Annotated in this window: 19 protein-coding genes and 1 riboswitch; of the genes, 15 read left to right on the forward strand and 4 right to left on the reverse strand. The window is 34.6% G+C overall.

Going from position 1 to position 23277, the window contains the following annotated elements:
* The first annotated feature begins 184 nt into the window (after nt 1-184).
* Nucleotides 185-2539: an RNA polymerase recycling motor HelD gene (gene helD / locus COC46_RS05095; protein ID WP_098808659.1), complete on the forward strand. Its 2355-nt coding sequence runs from the start codon at nt 185-187 to the stop codon at nt 2537-2539.
* Between the two features lie 317 nt (nt 2540-2856).
* On the opposite strand, the gene COC46_RS22110 is transcribed toward helD, so the two are convergent.
* Entirely contained in the window at nt 2857-3009 is a 153-nt protein-coding gene (locus tag COC46_RS22110) for a hypothetical protein (RefSeq protein ID WP_176545062.1), read from the reverse strand.
* Nucleotides 3010-3224: 215 nt separating this feature from the next.
* Between COC46_RS22110 and COC46_RS05100 the strand changes: the two genes are divergently transcribed.
* From COC46_RS05100 to COC46_RS05110, 3 genes are all read left to right on the forward strand, one after another.
* On the forward strand, nt 3225-4256 hold the full coding sequence (locus COC46_RS05100; protein ID WP_098808660.1) for an ATP-binding cassette domain-containing protein: 1032 nt from the start codon (nt 3225-3227) through the stop codon (nt 4254-4256).
* The gene (locus tag COC46_RS05105; RefSeq protein WP_098808661.1) at nt 4253-5065 is read left to right on the forward strand and encodes an ABC transporter permease; all 813 of its coding nucleotides are present in this window, start codon (nt 4253-4255) and stop codon (nt 5063-5065) included. The genes COC46_RS05100 and COC46_RS05105 overlap by 4 nt, the downstream gene beginning before the upstream one ends.
* Before the next feature lie 91 nt (nt 5066-5156).
* Nucleotides 5157-5260: riboswitch (purine riboswitch) on the forward strand.
* Nucleotides 5261-5459: 199 nt separating this feature from the next.
* A complete protein-coding gene (locus tag COC46_RS05110; protein ID WP_098808662.1) occupies nt 5460-6755 on the forward strand; it encodes a nucleobase:cation symporter-2 family protein in 1296 nt (431 codons plus the stop codon).
* Between the two features lie 137 nt (nt 6756-6892).
* Here COC46_RS05110 and COC46_RS22590 read toward each other — a convergent pair whose 3' ends face one another.
* Together COC46_RS22590 and COC46_RS22595 are read right to left on the reverse strand one after the other, a co-directional pair.
* Nucleotides 6893-7408, reverse strand: coding sequence for an O-antigen ligase family protein (locus COC46_RS22590; protein ID WP_369700018.1), 516 nt, complete (start codon nt 7406-7408; stop codon nt 6893-6895).
* A gap of 93 nt (nt 7409-7501) precedes the next feature.
* Nucleotides 7502-7888: a hypothetical protein gene (locus tag COC46_RS22595; protein WP_255294815.1), complete on the reverse strand. Its 387-nt coding sequence runs from the start codon at nt 7886-7888 to the stop codon at nt 7502-7504.
* A gap of 678 nt (nt 7889-8566) precedes the next feature.
* Between COC46_RS22595 and murQ the strand changes: the two genes are divergently transcribed.
* Together murQ and COC46_RS05125 are read left to right on the forward strand one after the other, a co-directional pair.
* A complete protein-coding gene (gene murQ / locus COC46_RS05120) occupies nt 8567-9457 on the forward strand; it encodes an N-acetylmuramic acid 6-phosphate etherase (RefSeq protein ID WP_098808663.1) in 891 nt (296 codons plus the stop codon).
* 19 nt (nt 9458-9476) lie between these two features.
* Entirely contained in the window at nt 9477-10886 is a 1410-nt protein-coding gene (locus COC46_RS05125; RefSeq protein WP_098808664.1) for a PTS transporter subunit EIIC, read from the forward strand.
* Between the two features lie 77 nt (nt 10887-10963).
* Here the strand turns inward: COC46_RS05125 and COC46_RS05130 are convergent, their stop codons facing one another.
* Nucleotides 10964-11869: a Gfo/Idh/MocA family protein gene (locus COC46_RS05130; protein ID WP_098808665.1), complete on the reverse strand. Its 906-nt coding sequence runs from the start codon at nt 11867-11869 to the stop codon at nt 10964-10966.
* Nucleotides 11870-12353: 484 nt separating this feature from the next.
* Here COC46_RS05130 and COC46_RS05135 point away from each other — a divergent pair, with 484 nt between their 5' ends.
* The 9 genes from COC46_RS05135 (at nt 12354) to xylA (ending at nt 23199) form a co-directional block, all read left to right on the forward strand.
* Nucleotides 12354-14036: a long-chain fatty acid--CoA ligase gene (locus COC46_RS05135; protein WP_098808666.1), complete on the forward strand. Its 1683-nt coding sequence runs from the start codon at nt 12354-12356 to the stop codon at nt 14034-14036.
* Between the two features lie 274 nt (nt 14037-14310).
* Nucleotides 14311-16068, forward strand: a complete 1758-nt coding sequence (locus COC46_RS05140) for a cache domain-containing sensor histidine kinase (protein ID WP_098808667.1) — start codon at nt 14311-14313, stop codon at nt 16066-16068.
* 2 nt (nt 16069-16070) lie between these two features.
* Entirely contained in the window at nt 16071-16865 is a 795-nt protein-coding gene (locus COC46_RS05145; protein WP_098808668.1) for a response regulator transcription factor, read from the forward strand.
* A 94-nt stretch (nt 16866-16959) separates the two neighbouring features.
* Nucleotides 16960-18267 (forward strand): extracellular solute-binding protein, encoded by a 1308-nt coding sequence (locus COC46_RS05150; RefSeq protein ID WP_098808669.1) that lies wholly within the window; start codon nt 16960-16962, stop codon nt 18265-18267.
* Between the two features lie 81 nt (nt 18268-18348).
* Nucleotides 18349-19224 (forward strand): carbohydrate ABC transporter permease, encoded by an 876-nt coding sequence (locus tag COC46_RS05155; RefSeq protein ID WP_098808670.1) that lies wholly within the window; start codon nt 18349-18351, stop codon nt 19222-19224.
* Between the two features lie 19 nt (nt 19225-19243).
* Nucleotides 19244-20143, forward strand: a complete 900-nt coding sequence (locus COC46_RS05160; protein WP_369700019.1) for a carbohydrate ABC transporter permease — start codon at nt 19244-19246, stop codon at nt 20141-20143.
* A gap of 47 nt (nt 20144-20190) precedes the next feature.
* Entirely contained in the window at nt 20191-20826 is a 636-nt protein-coding gene (locus tag COC46_RS05165; protein WP_098808671.1) for a YesL family protein, read from the forward strand.
* A 32-nt stretch (nt 20827-20858) separates the two neighbouring features.
* Nucleotides 20859-21830, forward strand: a complete 972-nt coding sequence (locus COC46_RS05170) for an aldose 1-epimerase (RefSeq protein WP_098808672.1) — start codon at nt 20859-20861, stop codon at nt 21828-21830.
* A gap of 34 nt (nt 21831-21864) precedes the next feature.
* Nucleotides 21865-23199: a xylose isomerase gene (xylA, locus tag COC46_RS05175; protein WP_098808673.1), complete on the forward strand. Its 1335-nt coding sequence runs from the start codon at nt 21865-21867 to the stop codon at nt 23197-23199.
* The last annotated feature ends 78 nt before the right edge of the window (nt 23200-23277 follow it).

Consider the following 23277-nt stretch of genomic DNA (forward strand, 5'->3'; position numbering starts at 1 on the left):
ATTAATTGAGAAGAAATCAAAATGATTTTATACGAGGACTATTGCTTAAAATAAAAAAACATGATAGATTAGTACAGTATATATAATTAATTTTAATTAGAGGTCATATTTTCCCTATTTTAATTTTACTATACAAATCCTCTTGAGTCAACCCCCATTTTTATCTTTAAAAGGAGTGTATGATATGAACACCGAACTTCAAAAAGAACAAGAAAGAGTCAATGTTGTACTAGATCTAGTTAATGATAAAATCGATAAATTAACAGACGAAACAACCCAACGCAAAAACGAAGTAATCAATGTTCGTAAAAACTTTTGGGATGAGGTTAAAGTTAATACTGATAGCTTCGATGACTATTTAGAAACGATTATTAGTTTAAGACAACAGTCGCAACTTTTAGCAGTCGGCCAAATCAATCATAAGCAAGCCTCCAACCGATTGGCTGCGCTTCGTCGAATGAAAGAGGTCCCTTATTTTGGACGAATTGACTTTACAGAAGAAGGTATGACTGAATCAGAACGGATTTATGTAGGTGTTTCAACGCTAATGGATGATAGTGGAGAAAATATTTATGTCTATGATTGGAGGGCCCCGGTTTCGAGTGTTTACTATGATTATCCACCAGGTCCTGCAGAATATGATACACCTGGGGGAAAAGTGAGTGGGGTATTAGACCAAAAATGGCAATATATTATCCGCAACGGTGTGATTGAATCGATGTTTGATACTAGTCTCACAATAGGTGATGAGATTTTGCAGCATGTGCTTGGTAAAGGAACAAACAAGCATATGAGAAGCATTGTGGCTAGTATTCAAAAAGAGCAAAATCAGATTATTCGTTATGACAAAGGAAGGTTACTTATAGTTCAAGGGGCAGCTGGTAGCGGAAAGACGTCTGCTGCTTTACAAAGAATTGCATACTTACTCTATAAATATAGAAATTGGATAAAGGCAGATCAAATCATTTTATTTTCGCCTAACGCAATGTTTAACAATTACGTTTCAAGAGTTTTACCTGAACTAGGTGAAGAAAATATGCAACAAGTTACCTTTCAAGAATACTTAGTTCATAGGCTTAGCGATGCATTCCAGGTCGAGGATAATTATGAGCAATTAGAATATGTACTAACAGCAATGAAGGATACTTCCTACAAAACTAGAACCTCGAGCATTCGATTTAAAGCATCAACTAGCTTCTTCGAGACGATGAAAGAATACAGAAAATCACTGGAATTATCCGGATTGGTTTTTAGGGGATTTAAGTTTAGAGGTAAATCAGTTGTTACTGCTAAACAAATTTATGAAAGATTTTATAACACCGACACTTCACTAAAATTTAACAATAGATTAGAGAACCTGACGGAATGGCTAAACAAACAAATCGATGCAATGGAAAAGCTGGAATTGAAAAAAACATGGGTACAAGATGAAATTGAACTACTAAGCAAAGATGATTATCAAAAAGCATATAAGTTTTTACAGAAAAAAAGAGGATCGAAAGAAGACTCCTTTGATGATTACGAACAAGAAACTAAAATATTAAGTAAAATGATTGTGCGTAAAAAACTTAAACCTCTACGTGAATGGGTTCGTGAATTACGTTTCATTGATATAAAGGGAGTCTATAAACAGTTATTTTCTAGTCCGACTCAAATTGAACAGTGGATTGTAGGGGACACCCCTAAGGAGTGGGAAGAAATATGTCAGTTAACAGTTAATATGTTAGAGGAAGGTAAACTGTTTTATGAAGATGCAACGCCATATTTGCTTCTAAAAGAACTGATTCAAGGCTTTCAATCGAATGTTTCAATTAAATTTGTTCTTGTAGATGAAGCGCAAGATTATTCTCCTTTCCAATTTGAGTTTTTGAAGAACCTGTTTCCAGCTGCTAGGATGACTGTACTAGGTGACTTTAATCAAGCAATTTTTGCACATGCTAGTGAAATGATAGATTTCAATGTGCTTAAAGGATTATATGGATCAGATGAAACAATGGTGATTAATCTAACTCAAAGTTACAGATCGACAAAACCAATTGTTGAATTTACACGAAGACTCATCCCAGGAGGGAATTTAATTACTGCTTTTGAACGAGATGGGGATAAGCCTGCATTAACACAATTATCCAATCGAGAAGAATTGCACAGCCATATTGCTTCAAAAGTCGAGGATTTAAGGAAAAGTGAATTGAATACGATTGCTATTATCTGTAAATCTGCTGAGGAAAGTTTGGCAGCGTATGAAGCATTAAAAGATATCGAAGGAATTAAGCATGTGAAGAGAAGCTCGGTGGAGTATGAACAAGGCATCGTAATTATTCCTGCATACTTGGCAAAAGGTATTGAATTCGATGCAGTTATTATTTATGATGCGTCAGCAAAAGTATATGGAGATGAGCGTCTCCGAAGATTATTCTACACTGGATGTACACGAGCAATGCACCAATTACATTTATATAGTTTAGGTGAGGCGTCTCCTTTTTTGCAGGACATTACTTCAGAATTTCTACTACTAAATCCGACTATTGTTCACGATTAACTAAAAAAAGGGGTACACCATATGTCAGACCAACTGACACTTGGTTGTCCCTTTTTATTTTTCATAAACATTGTAAAGCTTAAGTTAGGGCTAGGGTATCCCTGCGCTGTTTTTCATTTGTTGGTAACTTTAACAATGGTTTTAATAGAAAATTAGCCGATTTAACCCGTTTTTTTACCTTATTAAATAATATTAATGTAATTCTGCAGTTCTTCTTTTTGAGAGTCCTTATTTTTAAGTCTTAGTACCTTAACGAGTATGGGTACTTCTTGATGTTATTTGCGATTTTTAGGGTTTTAATTGCTATTTAGCTAATATTATTTGCGATTCACAGATTTTAATTGCTGTTTGGCTATTTTTAATTGCGATTTTCTAATTTTATTTGCGGTTTGCGGCTTATTTGCAACTGTTTCTCTAATACTTGCACATATAAACGCCTTTATTGCGATTCTCTCATACTTATTTGCCATTCAACTCATCCCAAACTAGACTCACAGACTCAATTTTCCACTACGCTGCCTTTAAATTCACTTCACAGATTTTAATTTTCAACCAAGTAGACTTTAGACATACACACTTCGAAATTCGTAAATATTCGTAAAGAAAATTTTTATTTAAAGTTCATACTTAATTCATAATTTATCGATATATTCAACTTGTAATAAGTTGTAAAGGAGGAAATAAATTGGAAATTTTAAATAAAAAAATCATTACCCCTAATAATGGAGATTTGGCTGTAGAAGCACGTGGTTTAGTTAAAACATTTGGCGATAACCGTGCTGTCGATGGGGTAGATTTAGACGTTCGTGCAGGAAGTATTTACGGTGTACTTGGACCTAACGGTGCTGGGAAAACAACAACAATTAGAATGCTAGCTACATTACTTAGACAAGATGCAGGTACTGCGCGTATATTCGGACATGATGTATTAAAAGAGGCTAATATTGTACGTCAGTTAATTGGAGTCACTGGTCAGTATGCCTCTGTAGACGAATCGCTAAGTGCGACAGAGAATCTTATTATTTTCTCGAGATTATTAGGTCTAGGTAGAGTTGAAGCGCGAAAGAAATCAGCTGATTTATTAGAGGAATTTGGATTAACGGAAGCTGCAAAACGCCCTTTGAAAAATTTCTCAGGTGGGATGCGCCGTAGATTAGATTTGGCTGCAAGTTTAATTGCTCAGCCACCTCTTATTTTCTTAGATGAGCCGACGACAGGATTGGATCCTCGTACAAGAAATCAAATGTGGGATACGATTCGCCGTTTAGTAAATAGTGGATCAACAGTGTTATTAACAACACAATATCTTCAGGAGGCAGATGAATTAGCTGATCGAATTGCAGTAATAGACCGAGGTCACGTAGTTGCTGAAGGTACTGTAGATGAATTAAAAGCTTCAGTAGGTAGTTCATCATTGCAATTAAAAATCCAAGATGTTAGGGATGTTCAAAAGGCTCGTCAGACAGTTGAACATGTTCTAAAAGTAAAATCTAATATTGCGCCAGAAGAAGGTAAAATTACTGCTCCTATGGCGGATGCTGATCGAGTAACTGATCTACTAATCGCATTACGTGATGCGGGTATTCATTTAGCTGAAATGAGCGTACAAAAACCGACACTTGATGAAGTATTCCTTACTATTACCGGTAATAGCGTAGACGATGATGGTTCAAAGGAGATTGATAATTCAAAAGAAATGGAGGGAGTAAGGGCATGAGTACTTCAATAAAGGCAGCTGCTTATCGTGAGTTGAAAAATAAAACTAGTTTTAGTCAATCAGTCAGAAACTCATTTACAATGGCCTATCGTGGTCTACTGAAAATTAAACGTACACCTGAGCAACTATTTGATGTTACACTACAACCGATTATTTTTACGTTAATGTTCACTTATATCTTTGGTGGAGCAATCTCTGGGGATGTAAAGAGTTATTTGCCAGTAATCATACCAGGTATTTTAGTGCAGACAGTAATTACTACTTCGATCGTTACAGGTGTTCAATTGCGGGAGGATATGGATAAAGGGGTCTTCGATCGATTCAAGTCTCTACCGATTGCTCGTATTGCTCCATTGGCCGGAGCATTATTAGCAGATACTATTCGATATACGATTGCTACGGTACTTACTTTTTCTATGGGATATATTATGGGATATCGCCCTGACGGTGGTTTAGGTTATGTAGTGTTAGCTGGACTACTTGTTATCGTATGTTCTTGGGCTATTAGTTGGATTTTTGCCTTTTTTGGAGTCATTGCTCGTACTGCTTCAAGTGTACAAGGGATTTCAATGCTTGCACTATTTCCATTAACATTCCTTTCAAATGCCTTTGTACCGGTAGATACGATGCCAAACTGGCTTCAATGGTTTGTAAAAATAAACCCAATCTCACATTTGATAACTGCGGTAAGAAATCTAACAAACTTAGGAACTGCAGGATCAGATTTAATAATCTCACTTATTGGAGCTGCTGTAATCGTAGCAGTATTTGCTCCGCTAACTGTTAAAGCATATATGCGAAGAACATAAATAGAAGGTGCTCCATTAGCTTTTTAAAGTGGGGCACTTCTTTTTTAGTACTTTCTACTTGAAAATATTGAGTAGCCTGTGTAACATAATTTAGGTACAAATATATATGACTCATATAATCATGGGGATATGGCCCATAAGTTTCTACCGGACGACCATTATAATCGACCGACTATGAGTGAAGGCACATCTAGGGTTCCGCATATTATAGTATATATGGCTGGTCCGAGCGATGTGGGCACAACCCGTGCTACACCATTAGGGATAAAAACCCAGAAGGACAGGTTTCACTTGAGAGAAACATACTCAAGCGGAACCTGTCCTTTTTGTTTTATAAAAGGGTAAGCATTGTACGCGAATAAAAATAGATAGGCTATAGAGGGAGAGAATCAGATTGTTAAGTAAACAAAAAGCATTTACATTAGGTTTCCAGCACGTAATGGCCATGTATGCGGGGGCAGTTGTAGTTCCTCTAATTATAGGTGGAGCCTTGAAACTGACTCCAACTCAGATCGCTTATCTGATTGCAGCGGATTTATTTACTTGTGGAATAGCAACAATCCTACAAAGCATGGGAACAAAATACTTTGGTAGTAGATTACCAGTTGTTTTAGGTTGTACCTTTACAGCAGTAGGACCAATTATTGCAATAACGTCCTCATCAAATTTACCGACAGCTTATGGAGCAATTATTATATCTGGTTTTTTCGTTATTTTAGCTGCACCTTTCTATGGAAAACTTTTAAAATTTTTCCCTACAATCGTAACAGGATCAGTCGTAACGATTATCGGACTTTCATTAATACCAGTAGCTATGAATAATGCGGCAGGTGGGCAAGGGAGTACAGACTTTGGTCAAATACACAATTTATTGCTAGCACTTCTTACACTTGTAGTCATTTTAGTGATTAACCGATTTGCGAAAGGATTTTTACGTACGATTTCCGTACTTGTTGGTTTAGTAGTAGGAACAATAGCAGGTTATGCTATGGGAATGGTTCATTTCTCAAGTGTATCTGAAGCATCATGGTTTAGCATTGCTCAACCATTTTATTTCGGAGCTCCGAAAATTAACATGACCGCTATTATCACAATGATTATCGTATGTATAGTTAGTATGGTTGAATCGACTGGAGTATATTTTGCAGTCGGAAAAGCAACTAACCAAAAGGTTAATCAAGATCAGATTGTAAACGGCTTACGTTCAGAAGGTCTTGCAATTATGCTAGGTGGTATTTTTAATGCATTTCCATACACTGCATTTTCACAAAACGTCGGTTTAATCTCACTTACAAAAGTTAAATCTCGCGAAGTTATTTACGCTGCGGGAGGAATAATGATTGTCCTTGGATTGTTACCTAAATTAGCAGCGTTAACGACTGTTATTCCAAATGCAGTTCTTGGTGGAGCTATGATTGTAATGTTTGGATCTGTTGCGGCAGCCGGTATTTCAATACTTTCAGAAGTTGATTTAGGTAAGGGGGAAAACCTTCTAATTGCAGCTTGCAGTATTGCTGTAGGTTTAGGATCAGCAACACTTCCTCAAATGTTTGACCAGTTACCTGACTTTTTAAAAATGCTAATGCAAAATGGTATCGTAACAGGTTCGTTAACTGCGATTATTTTAAATTTATTTTTAACGAAGCGAAATGTAGCAAACGAAATTCACGCTGTTAAAAAAATCTCATAATTTTTGCCTAAAAATCAAATTTTTGGACTTTGTCTACACACTAGACCCCAACGGAAAATGTAGGGGTCTTTTGACATGCTAACTTAATTTGGTTTTTACAAATTATTATACTTATTACTAATAAACTTGGACTTTAACTAATGATAAATCATATACGAACTAACAACTAGCCTAGCTGTGCTTCCATAAATACTAATAAATTTGCTCTGTATTGCAGGAATTTGGAAACTAAATTGTATACGCTTCGTATATCGATCCCAACAGCCAAGCAATATGACCGTAAGAAAACCGATTTGTGGAGAGAAAACTGGCTCATCAAATACCCCTGTAAACAAAATAATTGGTAAGCCGAGTAAAAAACTGTTAAAAAAGCACTTTTGATTACGCAAAAAGAATAAATGAATACACTTTACAAAATTTATACTAACAAGTGTTATAAAAGCTAATCCGCCTAATGTTCCGTACTCTGCAAATATACCGAGCAATAAATTATGTGCATGGGCGATAAAGTGATTATATTGTATGGCATATTCTTGACCAAAGCCGATTGGAGCCACGCCAAAGTATGGGTGACTTTTCCATATAATATAGGCATTTTTCCAAATGTCCAATCTTTTTTGACCTTCCTGAATCATTGAGTCGGCCCTTGGCATTATATAGAGCAACCATTTTGAAAAGAACAATCCAGTAATTGTAAACACAAAGAAAAAAATTCGATTAAGTTTATAGATAAATAGTAAATAGATCTAAATCATAATTGCAAAGCCAGCTCTTGATTCGGTTAGAATGACTCCATAGCTTAGGAGGAACAAAATTGGAAATTGCCACGCTAAACGCATATAAGTTTTCCTTTCCATAGTAGAAAGGAGGCTAGCGAAGAGAAATGAAACAGCGATTAATAAAATAAAAACTGTAAAATTCGGATTGTACGCACAGCCAATTAGACGGTTAAAATTTTTAGGTTCAACTTCACCAAAGAGCACTGTCCCCAGTAAATAACCTACAATTTTAGGAAAGTTAACCCAAGTAGAGATCCACCCAAATACACAACTATAAATGCCTCCAAAAATAATAATCAAACGAAAATGTTGAAATAATTGACCTTTCTCTGTTACTAAAATCCTATAATACATGCCCCAGTAACCAAGAATCATGATACTGACTAATAAAAATAATACATTTCTAAATAAAAGTGCAGAACCAATTGAAGAGATAAGAAGACATAGAAAAAAGTACGAACTAAACGAATAAATGAATCGTTTTTTTATAAACCAGTGACGATAGAGTGTGTGTAGCCCAATTATTAATAGTAAAAAAAACCTAATGGAGGTAAGAGAAAACAGAGAAGTATGCTTTTTTCTACATACGAGAAATTTTTATAAAACTGTAAAAACTTTTTCATTGTATACCCTTAGTTAAGTGACATAAATATCCTTAATCATATGGAGGGTGCTTTTTTCATCTTTAGAATGAAATGTATTTTGAAATAAGTTGTGATCAAAATAACATGATTTTTTTAAATACATAGGTTTAAAATACCACATTCGTTTAATAATTATGTTTTGAAATTGTAAATTGAATCTAAACTTTTACGCCTATCAAATAAATATGTAGATAATAGATTTGTGCATATTACTTATAAAAAATAAAAAATGATGAGCACTGAATGTGACAGATCTGTTAACGGATTGTGAAAATAAATATGAAATTTCTTCCTTATAAACTTTCAGTGTTGAAATTTTATTTCAAAAATAGTTATAATATGTATGAAATAAAATTTACTTTATGAAATTACTTGAGGTGAAAGATACATGCTTGAGAATTTAACAACTGAAACAAGAAATGAAAAAACAATGAATTTAGATGAAATGTCTATAACGGAATTTTTAACAGTAATGAATGAAGAGGATGCAAAAGTTGCAGCTGCTGTTCGAAATGAAATTCCTAATATATCTAAAGCTGTTGAAAAGATTGTAACTGCTTTCAAAAGTGGGGGCCGCCTGATTTATATAGGTGCAGGAACAAGTGGACGTATAGGGTTGTTAGACGCAGTTGAATGTCCTCCTACATTTGGAACAAGCCCAGAAGAGGTAGTAGGGTTAATTGCAGGTGGAGAAAAAGCTTTTATAAAAGCTGTTGAAGGCGCAGAGGATAGTGAAGAACTTGCAGTTGAGGATTTAAAGGAGATTAAGTTGAGCAATAATGATATTGTAGTCGGAATTGCAGCAAGTGGACGTACACCTTATGTTATTGGTGGATTGAAATACGCTAAAGAAATTGGTGCCTCTACTGTAGCGGTTAGTTGTAACAAAGGTTCAAAGATTGGACAAGAGGCAGAAATAGCGATCGAAGTAGTTAATGGACCTGAAGTATTAACTGGGTCAACTAGATTAAAAGCTGGTACTTCTCAAAAGTTAATTTGCAATATGTTATCAACGGCATCCATGGTTGGTATTGGAAAAGTATATGGTAACTTAATGGTTGATGTTCAATCGACAAATGAGAAATTAGTTGAGCGTTCAAAACGTATTGTAATGGAAGCAACTTCTTGTACGTATGAAGTAGCAGAAGAGTTTTTAACGAAGTCAAACCAAAGTCCAAAAGTAGCAATCGTAATGATTCTTACAGGATTTAGTTACGAGCAAGCAATTGAGCAATTGAAAAAATCAGAAGGATTTATTCGAAAAGCGATTCTAAAATAAATTTTTGGGGGAGTAGAAGATGGATAAATATCAAAAAATGGCGTCTGAAATAGCTGATGCTATTGGCGGTAGTGGTAATGTAGTTTCGTATACGAACTGTATGACAAGACTTCGTGTCAATGTTGCTGACCGCAGTTTAATTAATGAAGAGCAAGTTAAAAAAATTAACGGAGTTCTTGGAACTGTTGACGATGAGACTTACCAAATCATTTTAGGGCCAGGTACAGTAACAAAAGTTGCTGAACAATTTGGTCTTCTAGGTGACAGTTCAAATGGAAAACAAGGAACTTCAGCGGCTTTAAAAGATAAGGGCGCAGATATGAAAGCTGAGTTAAAAAAGAAAAATAACACACCATTTAAAAATTTCTTACGTAAAGTCGGTAATATCTTTATTCCATTAATTCCGGCCTTCGTTGGAGCAGGTTTAATCGCAGGTATTGCTTCGATTTTATTAAATAATATAACGGCTCAAAATTTAGATGCAGCGACTTGGTCACAGTACGTTACAGTTTTAAACGTTATCAAAAATGCAATCTTCTCATATTTAGTAATTTACGTAGGGATCAACGCAGCGAAGGAATTCGGGGCAACACCATCCCTTGGGGGAGTAATTGGTGGTGTAACACTTTTAACAGGTATGCTCCCTGATCAACCAATTAAAAATATCTTTAATGGTGACCCGTTAGCTCCTGGTCAAGGTGGCGTTATTGGTGTTCTACTTGCAGTATATTTACTATCACTTTTAGAAAAACAATTACGTAAGATTGTTCCAGATTCTTTAGATATCATTATTACACCTATGATTGCTTTACTAGTAGTTGGTTTACTGACAATTTTCTTCATTATGCCATTCGCAGGATTTATTTCTGATAACTTAATTGGCTCGATTAACTGGATCATTGCAAAAGGCGGTATTTTTGCAGGATTTGTACTAGGTATGGGATTCTTACCATTAGTTATGTTAGGCTTACACCAAGTTTTAACACCGATTCATATCGAGTTAATTAACTCTACTGGTGCAACGCAATTATTACCAATTCTAGCAATGGCTGGTGCAGGACAAGTTGGAGCAGCTTTAGCACTTTGGTTACGTTGCAAAAAGAATAAACCTTTATCAAATATGATTAAAGGTGCTCTACCAGTAGGTATATTAGGTATTGGTGAACCATTAATTTATGGTGTTACTTTACCTCTTGGTCGACCATTTATCACTGCATGTATCGGTGGTGGTATTGGTGGTGCAGTAATTGGAATGCTTGGACACGTTGGTGCAATCGCAATTGGCCCGTCAGGAGTTGCTCTAGTTCCACTTATTGCAAACGGAATGTGGTTAAAATATGTGATTGGATTACTTGCTGGTTATGCTGGCGGTTTCGTCCTAACATATTTCTTCGGCACTCCAAAAGATGCAATGGCAGAACAAGAATAAATAATTTAAACAAAACCCGAATAATTAGACTCAGGAGTTTCACTAAGTCTATTAATCGGGTTTTTTCTTCTATTCTTTTACTTTGAATCGATATATTGGACGATTCTTTCGCAAATTTCATGTGTGATCAAGGAATCGGTTATTGAAGGATCTGGAGTTTTATTCTGCTCTATACATTCAAGAAAATGGTCTACTATTTGATAAAATCCACGTTTAAACAAGGTTGGTTCCCAATCACCAAATTTTGTTATGCTAGTCTCTTTATTATGATAATGGGTTGTTTCAACCAGGCTACTCACAACATATTTATTTTTTGGTGTCATGTATTCAATCTGTTCTTCCGTAACGCCATTGTTTCTATTCATTATTCCAATTGCCGTACATTCTTCGCCCATAAGATGTATGACTAAATGTTCAAGCAAACCATCTTTTTTAAAGAAATTTATTTTTAAATCAATTACATCGGTAGGCATTAAATATCTAAGAGTATCTACTACATGAATAAAATCCTCTACAACAAATCTCCTAGTAATATCAGGAGAATCGAATCTATTTTTTTGCATGATAATTAAGTTAGCTTTTCCATGCTTTGTAAGCTCACATACCCTTGGAATAAATCGTCTATTGAATCCAACCATAGCAATCTTTCCTTTTTCTTTCGCAAGCTTAACAATTTGTTTTGTTTCATGAAAATTCATCGAAATAGGTTTATCAATATAAACATTTATACCATTTAATAATAACTTCTCAGTTATTTCGTAATGAGCTTCAGTAGCTGTACTAACAAATGCTGCATCAATGTTCTTTTCTAATAATTTATCAACTGAGTTAACGATTTCACTGATTCGATATTTTTTTGAAATGCGTTCTAATGATTCTTGGTTTCTTGTACAAAGTACCAATTCTACATTTTCTTTTTCGGAAAGAACTGGTAAATAAGCTTTCTTTGCTATATCACCTAAACCAATTATTCCAATTCTCATATGCCAACACCTCACTTGTATTAATTGAAGCATAGAAAAGCGATAAAGCAAGCAATTGTATGTATTTTACCAAAAATTTTGGTCATTTATAGATCCAGTTTCATCATATATTGACAAATCAAATAATATTTTTTAAATTTTCAAAAAACTATTTATTCATTTAAACTTATCCGTTATAATAAGGTCTAAAGTTGGTTTTTATGAAATAATTTTCCTTTTTTGATCCCGTTCTTCTATTCCACACTTATCGTAGTAAAGCCCCCACTTTGCGATCTACTTTCAAATTAACGATTTCAAATAATCTACTAGATAATATTTAAAAAGAGTAATTTTGTAAGCGTTTTCTATAAGGGTTAAAATAACTTCTTATAAACATTCATTACCTGATTTCATTTGTTTATTACTAAAATAGCATACATACAAGAAGTAACTGAAAGTGTTAAAAATGAAGATAAAAAAGGTAAATAAGCGGAGGGGAAAAATTATGAGTTCTTCACATTTTGCGTATTGGCCAAAAAGGGTTTCAAAATCTTTAACGGTACCTGAAACAACACTCTATGATAATTTAGTCGTATCAGCAAAAAGATATCCAAATCAAGCTGCAATGGAGTATTATGGGGCTTCAAAAACATATAAGCAGCTTCTTGAAGAGGTTGATCATTTAGCAGGGTATTTAGAGCATAGGTTAAAAGTAAAGCCTGGCGAACGCGTAATGCTTTATATGCAAAACTCACCGCAATATGTCATTGCCTTTTATGCGATTTTAAGAGTAAGGGGTGTTGTAGTACCAATCAATCCGATGAACACCACTCATGAACTTGAATTTTACATAAATGATTGTGAAATGAAAACCGCAATCATTGGACAAGAACTTTCCCCTCAAATTGAACCGCTGCAAGCTACAACTGGCTTAGAGAATATTGTCGTTGCAGCTTACTCTGAATATTTACCAGAAATACCATTAGTTACTGATTTGGCTGTAGAAATAACAGAGCCAAAGAAAATTTATCAAAATGAAAATATTTTTTATTGGGAAGATGCTATGGAAACACAGTTAACCCCATCATTATATGAAGGTGAGTCAGAAGATATTGCGGTTCTCCCATATACGTCGGGAACTACGGGGTTACCAAAAGGTTGCATACACACGCATAAAACTGTACAAGCAAATGTAGTAGGATCTGCAGTATGGATGAATATTTCAGCAAATGCTGTTAGCTTTTCAACATTACCATTATTTCATGTAACAGGAATGGTCCATGGAATGCATACGCCGATTTTGACTGGATCGAGTATGGTGTTGCTAACGAGATGGAATCGAAACCATGCATGCAAACTAATTGAAAAATATCAATGTACGCACTGGGTAAATATTAGTACGATGCTAATCGATTTTTTAGCTAATCCAACCTTAAATACGGATGACATCAAATCGCTAGTAAATATTGCTGGTGGTGGAGCTCCTCTTCCACAAGCAGTAGGCGAGCAGTTATTTCAATTAACTGGCTTAAAGTTTGTTGAAGGCTATGGATTATCTGAGACTATTGCACAAACTCATTTTAATCCGCCAGATCGTCCAAAACTTCAATGTCTCGGAATTCCTTCATTTGACGTAGACGCCAGAATTATTGAACCGGTATCGATGAAACAGTTAGGAGTCGGTGAAGTTGGTGAGATAGTTGTAAATGGACCACAAGTATTTAAGGGATACTTTAATCGACCAGATGAAACGAATGCTGCCTTTATTGAAATAGACGGCAAACTATTTTTCCGTACAGGTGATATTGGCCGATTTGATGAAGAAGGGTACTATTTTATCGTTGACCGTGTAAAAAGAATGATTAACGCATCAGGTTTTAAAGTATGGCCAACCGAAGTGGAGAACCTACTATATAAGCATCCAGCTATTCAGCAGGCTTGTGTGGTCAGTAAGCCAGATGAAAAAAGAGGCGAAACGGTAAAAGCATATGTAATCTTAAATCCTATTTATTTAGACAAAGTAAGTGAGGATGACATCATCGATTGGGCAAAAGAGCATATGGCTACCTATAAATATCCGAGATATGTAGAATTTGTTGATCAATTACCTACTACAGCAAGTGGAAAAATTTTATGGAGGACTCTTCAAGAAGCGGAATGGAATAAGGTTGAACAAGTTAAAGAGTAAGAAAAGTTAACAATCACTGAATGATAATTGAAAATTAAATAATAAAATGAAAAGGGGAACCAAAACAATTATGTTTAGGTTCCCCTTTTTTATGTTGATTAAGTTTGCTGAGGAGGCCCAAGAATCTCGCCTTATCCTGTAATGAAAATCAACATCACAAGGCATCTTTTACTGTGTAAAAATTGGAAAGGTGTTTTTAATATTCAGACTAATACTAAATATAGTATGATAATTTTAGAGAAAGCCCATACATCAATTTACTACTGAAAAGGTGATGACAATCGTCAAAATTAGATTACGGTTAAAAAATTTAAACACTTTACGAAATCAAATATTAGCCGTTTTCTTGATTGTTATGATGATCGTTCTATCCATTGTTTCAATTATGGTATATAACCAAGTTGGAACGATGATGAAAGACACTACCGAAAAACAAATCAAACAAACGGCGATCGAAGCAAACGGAAGAATGGAAACCTTGTATAAGCAAATTGATACATTATCCAATCAACTCATGACAAATGGTACGGTTCAACAAATATTACTAGGCTTGAAAGATGGAGAAAGTATTGATTTCGGAAAAAGACAATCATTAATTAGAGTAATAAATAACTTTTTAGCGTACTCAGATGGAATCTCTTCATTTGAACTCTATTCTTCGGAAGGAAAGCGAATATTTCCATTCGGTGAGAAAAATTTATCAAGTGTAATCGATGAGAAATGGGTAAAGGAAGCGGAAGCAGAAAAAGGCAGATTAGTATGGGTAGGTAAAGACCCTAATAATAGTAACTATTCATATGCAGTAAGAAGAGTAAGCTTAATGGATCGATGGTTTTCCAATGGTGGCTACCTAGTAGTAAGAATTCTTAATAGTTATTTTCAAGTTGAGGAAAGCAATGTATCTCCAGGTGAGAAGGACTATATGATGCTTCTTGACAGAGATTTAACGCCAATAACGAATAATTATGATATTGATATTCAAAAATTTTTATTAGACGGTTACGAAACGATTAAAATCAATAAAAAGCAATATATGATCGTTAAACAATCTTCAACAAAAACAGGCTGGACTCTTGTTATTTTAAAGCCTACAAGCTTTTTAAATGAGCGGGTAACACCAGTAAGAAAAGCGACTCTTTTTTCAGGAGCAATTGGATTTATTATTTTTGTTGTCTCTTCAATTATCCTAGCCACGATGATAACAAGACCAATAAAAAAACTTACAAATACGATGAAGAATGCAAAAATGGACGAGTTAAAGGTTAACAAGGAAAGTGCAGCCTCGTTAGAAATTATTGAATTGAATAGAACTTATAATCAGATGGTAGAAAATACAAATCACTTAATTCAAGTAGTTTATGAAAAAGAATTACTCCGTAGTCAAACCGAATTAAAGGCTTTACAGGCTCAAATAGACCCACATTTCCTTTATAATACGTTAAATGCACTGTACTGGTCCTTAGATGAAAAAGGTGAGGATGAATTAGCAGAAATAGTTATTGCGATGTCAGGATTATTTCGCTATACAATCGGTAATCAGAACAGTAGTGAATGGGTCACAATACAAGCCGCTTTAGAGCAAATTGAACGTTATTTACAGATCATGAAAATGAGGTTAGGAGATCGTTTATTATGGGAGATCTTTGTTGAACCTGATCTATTAAATATTAAAATACCTAAACTATTAATCCAACCTTTAGTGGAGAATGCCATAATGCATGGTATTGAAAGTAGTCGGGAGCAGGGAATTATTTTAGTGAAGATTGAAAGAATTAATCAATCATCTAATTTATTAGTAACTGTTAAGGACAATGGACCTGGAATTGATAAAGAAGCACTTAATGCTCTAAACTTAGCAATTAAAAACAATAATGTATCATCCTTTAAAGGAATGGGAATGGCACTTATTAACGTAAATAAAAGAATTAAATTATATTACGAAGAGTATAACTTAAATGGTCTTCGTTTAGAAAGTGAGATTGGTAAAGGGACAGCTGTACTATTCGAAGTTCCGGACAAAGGTGGGGAATAATAGTGGATACAAAAACGATTCTAATTGTTGATGATGAACAAGTGACAAGACAAGGTCTAAAAAAAACATTGGAGAAGTGGTCAAACGGTAAGTTTGAAATTCTCAGCGCTGCCAATGGACAAGAGACATTTGAACAGATGAGTAAGACAAAAATACATCTATTAGTTACGGATATATGTATGCCTAAAATGGATGGTTTGGAGCTTTTAAAAAGTTTACAAGATAAAGGTTATAAATTTGTTTCCATTATTATTTCAGGACACCCTGACTTTGAATATGCCCAGGAGGCCATTCGTCTAGGCGTTGTAAACTATTTATTAAAACCGGTAAGTAAGCAAAAACTAATTGAGGCAATTGAACAAGCGTTAGAAAAGGAAGCAAGTATTGAACGTATTGAACATATGGAAAAGGTAGCTGACAAAAAGTTATTAAAGCTAGACCAGGTTAATAGTAGATCTAATTCAATTAGGGAAGCAAAAAACTTTATTAATGAAAATATAAGCAAGCAAATTTCGTTAAAAGAAGTCGCGGAAGCTGTGCATCTAAATGCAAGTTATTTTAGTGTGTTGTTTAAAGAACGAGTCGGGCTAACATTTAGCGAGTATTTAACTAGAAAGAGGATACAAATTGCGAAAAATAGTCTTTTAACGACTGATTTGCAAATAGAAGAAATAGCTCTAGAAGTAGGTTATCAAACAGCTAAATATTTCATTAAGATTTTTAAGGATTACGAGGGGATCACTCCGAGTAAGTATAGAAAGATTTCAGAACTTGAAGAATCCTTAATCCAAAAATAGTGGAATTTTATCCAATCGTGGTTACCTTACCGCGATTTTTTTTTAATGCTAGAATTTACTTATAACTAAAAATTCAAAAAAATGGGGGTTTGACATGTTTAAGAAAGCGTCTTCATTAATACTAGCACTAGTTCTTATACTGATGGTTGCTTTAACTGGCTGTGGTAAATCTAATAACGCCTCAACTGAAAGCGGTTCCAAAAAAGTAGTTAAATTTATGCATCTTTGGCCAGCTGGAAGTTCTAAGCAACAAAATTTAATTGTAACTGACATTATTAAGCAATACGAGGCTAAACACAAAGATGTAAAAATTGAAGTAGAAGTTCTTGAAAATGAGCAATACAAGAATAAAATTAAAGTTCTTTCTTCTTCTAACGAACTTCCTGATGTTGGCTTTACATGGGCAGCAGGATATATGACTCCTTTTGTAAAAGGCGGTTTATTTGCAGACTTAGATGATGTGTTAAACAGTGGATTAAAAGATTCTTTCGTAAGCGGAACGACAGAAGCATATGCAATTGATGGTAAAACCTATGGATTACCTCTAGAGCTTAACATCGCTCCAATTTATTACAATAAAGCAATTTTCGAAAAATATAATCTTCAAGTACCACAAACTTATAGCGAGTTCCAAAATGTTGTTAAAACACTTGCTAAAAACGGAGTTGCTCCAATCGCTCTAGGAAATAAGGATCGTTGGACAGGTTCACTTTGGTATATGTACTTAGCAGATCGAATTGGTGGTTCTGAAGTATTGAATAAAGCAATTAATCGTACAGGCTCATTTGAAGACTCTTCGCTTGTGACAGCAGCACAAGATGTTCAAAGTCTAGTTAAAGAAAAAGCATTTAATAAAGGCTTTAATGGATTATCAAATGATGAAGGAAAATCTGAATTCTTAAATGGAAATGCAGCTATGTACTTAATGGGAACATGGGAGCTTCCAAACTTTACAACAAATGAAGAAATACCAAAAGATTTCCGCGACAATGTAGGCTTCTTTAAATTCCCTACTTACGAGGGCGGAAAAGGGAATGTAAATAGTTGGGTTGGTGGACCTGGAGTAGGTTTATTCGTATCAGAACATTCAAAAGTAAAAGCTGAAGCTAAAGATTTTGTTAAATTCTTTGTAGAGAAATGGGGAGAGCAATCTGTTGAAAAAGCAGGTGTTATTCCAGCTACTAAGGTTGATACTTCAAAAGTAAATTTACCACCGTTATATATCGATGTATTAAACGAATTAAATAACGCGACTAACTTAACACTGTTTGCTGATGTTCAAATGAGTGCTTCCGTTGCAGAAACACACTTAAATCTAATTCAATCTTTATTTGGAAATGAAGTAAAACCAAAAGACTTTGCTAAACAACATGAAGAAGCATTAAAAGCTGAAGATAAATAATTCTTGAAGTACTAAATAGGGGCATAAAGATTCATTCTTATGCCCTTGATCTTTAATTATGGGGGAAGGAGTTGAAACGAAATGAATAAAACGATGTCAAATAAAAAAATTATTGCCCTGTATATTACACCAGCTCTTTTTCTAATCCTTGCTTTGATTTACGTTCCAATCGTACAAACTGGATACTTTGGCTTAATGAAATGGAATGGGATCGGGGAAAAGGAGTTCATAGGTTTAAAGAATTACTCCCACTTATTACATGATCCTCTATTTTGGAAGAGTGCTTTCCACTCCTTTTTATTAGCAGTATTTTCGGCAGTTAGTTTAATTGGTTACTTGTTCATCTCATTTATACTAGCCGGAAAGGTTAAAGGTGCAGACCTTCTCAGAAAAATATATCTTATTCCAATGCTACTTGCTTCCGTTGCAATTGCTCAGCTTTGGCTTAAAATTTATCACCCAACTAATGGTATTCTAAATAGCTTACTTGTTTCTCTTGGAGTTGATAATCCACCTGCTTGGTTAGCAGAAACTAATTTAGCGTTATATGCGATTATAATACCGATTATTTGGCAGTACGCCGGTTTTTATATTCTGATTTACTATGCAGCTCTTAAAAATATACCGGACTCACTAATCGAGGCTGCAAGAATCGATGGGGCTACTCCGTTACAAATCGCAATAAAAATAAAACTACCATTAATAATGAATGTCGTTAAAGTAACGATTGTTCTTGCGGTTGTTGGATCACTTAAATATTTTGATTTAATTTATGTCATGACAGGCGGAGGTCCAAATGGTTCAAGCGAAGTAATGGCTTCCTATATGTATCAAAAAGCATTCAAAGGATTTGACTTTGGATATGCAAGTGCAATTGGCTTTTTCTTATTAATTATTTGTTTAGTGGTTACTTGGATTATTCGTAAGTTTACTGAATCAAATAATGACATTTACTAAGTAGAAAGGGGGATTTTAGGTGGATACGGTAAAAGCTACAGGATCTCAAGCGATTGTAACCGGACAGAAAACGGACCGTAGTATAAATAGTGTATTAAGTAAAATTGCTTACGGATTTATGTACCTTTTCCTTATAATCGTAGCGATTTTTCAAATTTTTCCGATCATCTGGCTATTTCTTTTCTCGTTAAAAAATAACCAAGAAGTTTTCAATATGTCTCCTTTTTCTTTACCTGAAAGCCCTAAATGGGAGAATTATACGAAGGTTTGGACCGAAGGAAACATTAGTCAGTATTTCTTTAACAGTGTAACCTATACGGTCGTTGCCGTAATTTTGACGGTCATATTAGCTAGTATGGTAACGTTTGCGATTACAAGAATGAATTGGAAAGCAAGTAAATGGGTATTGGGATTATTTATGGTAGGCCTAATGATTCCAGTCCACTCAACACTAATTCCATTATTTAATACGTTTACAAAAATAAATTTAATTGATAATCCACTATCAGTAATTCTTACTTACACAGCTTTTAATCTGCCAATTACAATTATGATCTTAATAGGGTTTTATGAAGCTCTACCTAGAGAGGTAGAAGAAGCTGCGATTATGGATGGGGCATCAATTAACCACATATTTTTTAAGATTACTTTACCTATGACATCACCAGTAATTGCTACAGCTGCAATTATTAATATGATATACAACTGGAATGAGTTTGTCTTCGTTAATACATTTATTAGCTCAGATCAATTTAAAACACTCACAGTTGGTATTCAAAACTTTATTGGCCAGTATACGACTGATTGGGGTGCAATTGGCGCTACGTTAGTCATTAGTATTTTACCAATCCTAATTGCTTTCTTTATATTAAGTAATCGAATTGTTGAAGGAATTGCATCTGGGTCGGTAAAAGGTTAATCGCCGTAGATAAAGGAATAAATGTTTTCATAAAGGACAGTGATTAGATGATACTCGGAAAAACAATGGGAAAACTGTTTACGGTTTGTGAATGGATTATGAAATTGGCATACGTCAATTTACTATGGTTCCTCTTTTCAATCGCTGGACTAATTATATTCGGTTTTTTCCCTGCTACTGTAGCCCTTTTTACCATTATTCGAAAATGGATTTTAAAAGAAACGGATTTACCGATTTGGAGAACATTTAAAACTGTCTTTCTTAAGGAATTTAAAAACTCCAACAAACTAGGTTTGGTATTTATTTTTAGCGGAATTTTCCTCGTATTTGATGTGTTTTACATTCGAACGGTAGAAGGGGTGTTCCAGTTCATACTAATCATTCCTTTACTAATCATAGCAGCTATTTATTTAATGGTTTTACTTTATATTTTTCCAATCTATGTACATTACGAATTTAAATTAAAGGATTATGTAAAAAACGCATTTTTCTTAAGTATATTTCATTTTCATATTACTTTGCTAATGCTAATTAGTTTAGTCTCTATTTCAATTTTAATGCTGTATCAGCCAGGACTAATTCCATTCTTTAGTGTCGTATCAATTGCTTGGATTTTTATGTTCTGTGGTATGTACAGCTTTAATCGAATTGACGAAAGACAAGGCAAGATTAGTAAAGTCTAGGTGTAGAAAATATGACAGAACGGGGAATCTAGATGAATACTTATGCTGAGGAAATCTCTTTTTTAGATGAACCGGCGATAAAAGCAGGTAATAGTGAATTAGAGATTATCATTATTCCTGGATGGGGATCAAACTTGATTTCCATGGTTCATAAAAAATCAAATACTGAGCTTTTAAGAGTCCCGGGCTCAACTGAGGAGTATTTGGCTAATCCAGTTCTCTACGGTACCCCAATTTTGTTCCCACCAAATCGGATCGATCAAGGTAAGTTTCGATTTGGCGAGAGAACGTATCAATTTGAAATGAATGAAATGGACAAGCAGAATCACATTCATGGTTTTGTTCACACAAGAAAGTGGACTATCTCCAGTGTAGAAGTTAATGAGCAAACAGTGAAAATTACTACTGAGTTTGATTCAAGTAAGCATGAAGACGTAATGGACCAATTCCCGCATCATTTTGTGATCAGGATGAGCTTTATTCTGAATGATAATTTATTCGCTAAAAGAGCAGAAATTATGAATAAAAGTAATGAAGTTTTACCGTTTGGCTTTGGTTATCATACTAGTTTCGTATTTCCGGAAGAAACTTCAATCTTCAAGCTTCTAGTCGATAAACGCTGGAAACTAAATAATCGATTTTTACCAACGGGAGAATTAGAAGATATAGAGTACAAGTATGAGCTAGGTGAAGGAATGAGTTTGTACGGGTTAGAGTTAGATGATGTTTTTTTGGCTAGTCCCAATAACAGTGCTCTACAGACGGCACAAATAACGAACAAATCAACAGGAATTGAGATTAATTATACAGTTGACCAAAGTTTTAAGCATTGGGTTGTTTATAACAAAGATGGGAGAAGTGGCTTTTTATGCCCAGAGCCCTACACGTGGGTAACTAACGCCCCTAATCTTGAAGTAAATAGAGAATTGACTGGATTACAAGGAATTGAGTCAGGTGATATGAAAGTATTGCGCACATGGATTGTCGTTTCACACAAGTCATAAAATATAAAACTACTATTTTTAGGAGGAATTAAACATGAGTTACTTTACTAATATTAACAAAATTAAATTTGAAGGTCCTAAATCAAAAAATCCACTTTCATTTAAATACTATGATCCTCAAAGAATCATTAACGGACAAAAAATGGAAGATTTACTACGTTTCTCAGTTGCATACTGGCATACATTTACTGCCGATGGTGCAGATCCATTTGGAGCAGGAACAATGCAACGCCCTTGGAACCACTTAACAGGAATGGATCTTGCTAAGGCACGTGTAGAAGCTTCATTTGAGTTTTATGAAAAATTAGATGTTCCTTTCTTCTGTTTCCATGATTCAGATGTGGCCCCAGAAGGAAATACATTAAGTGAAACGTACAAAAACTTAGATGTTATTGTTGAAATGATCAAAGAATATATGAAAACAAGTAAAACAAAATTGCTTTGGAATACAGCAAATATGTTTACTCATCCTCGCTATGTAAATGGTGCTGCTACATCTAATAATGCAGATGTATTTGCATATTCAGCAGCAAAAGTAAAAAAAGGATTAGAAATTGCGAAAGAGCTTGGTGCAATTAACTATGTATTCTGGGGTGGACGTGAAGGTTATGACACGCTTATGAATACAGATATGAAGCTTGAGCAAGACAACCTTGCACGTTTCTTCCATATGGCTGTAGATTATGCAAAAGAAATCGGATTCGATGGTCAGTTCTTAATTGAACCAAAGCCAAAAGAACCAACGAAGCATCAATATGACTTTGATGTGGCAACTGGACTAGCTTTCTTACAAGCTAATGGTTTAGACAAACAGTTTAAATTCAATATTGAAGCGAATCATGCAACGCTTGCGGGACATACTTTTGAACATGAATTGCGTGTTGCTCGAATGAATGGAATGCTTGGTTCGGTCGATGCAAACCAAGGAGATAAGTTAATTGGTTGGGACACAGATGAATTCCCTACGGATCTTTACTCGACTACATTAGCAATGTATGAAATTCTTAAAAATGGTGGTTTAGGAAAAGGTGGCTTAAACTTTGATGCTAAGGTAAGACGAGGCTCATTTGATATTGAAGATTTATTCCATGCCCATATTGCTGGAATGGATAGCTTTGCAATTGGTACATTAGTTGCAAATAAACTAATTGAAGATAAAGTGTTTGAAAGCTTTGTTGAAGATCGTTATAGCAGCTTTACTTATGGAATTGGTAAGGAAATCGTAGATAATAAAGCAAATTTCCATACACTTGAAGCATATGCATTAAATTTAGGTGAAATCCAAAATAAATCTGGTCGTGAAGAACGTCTGAAAGCAGTATTAAACCAATATTTATTGGAAGCAATTTCTGAATTCGCAACTGTATAAAACACTCTTGACCATTAAGTGTGCTGGGAATTTCATTATTTCCAGCACATTTTTCACATACGGTGAGATTAAAAATGA

Origin of the sequence: Bacillus sp. AFS041924 (assembly GCF_002577195.1) — a bacterium.
Classification (GTDB): Bacteria; Bacillota; Bacilli; order Bacillales; family Bacillaceae_G; genus Gottfriedia.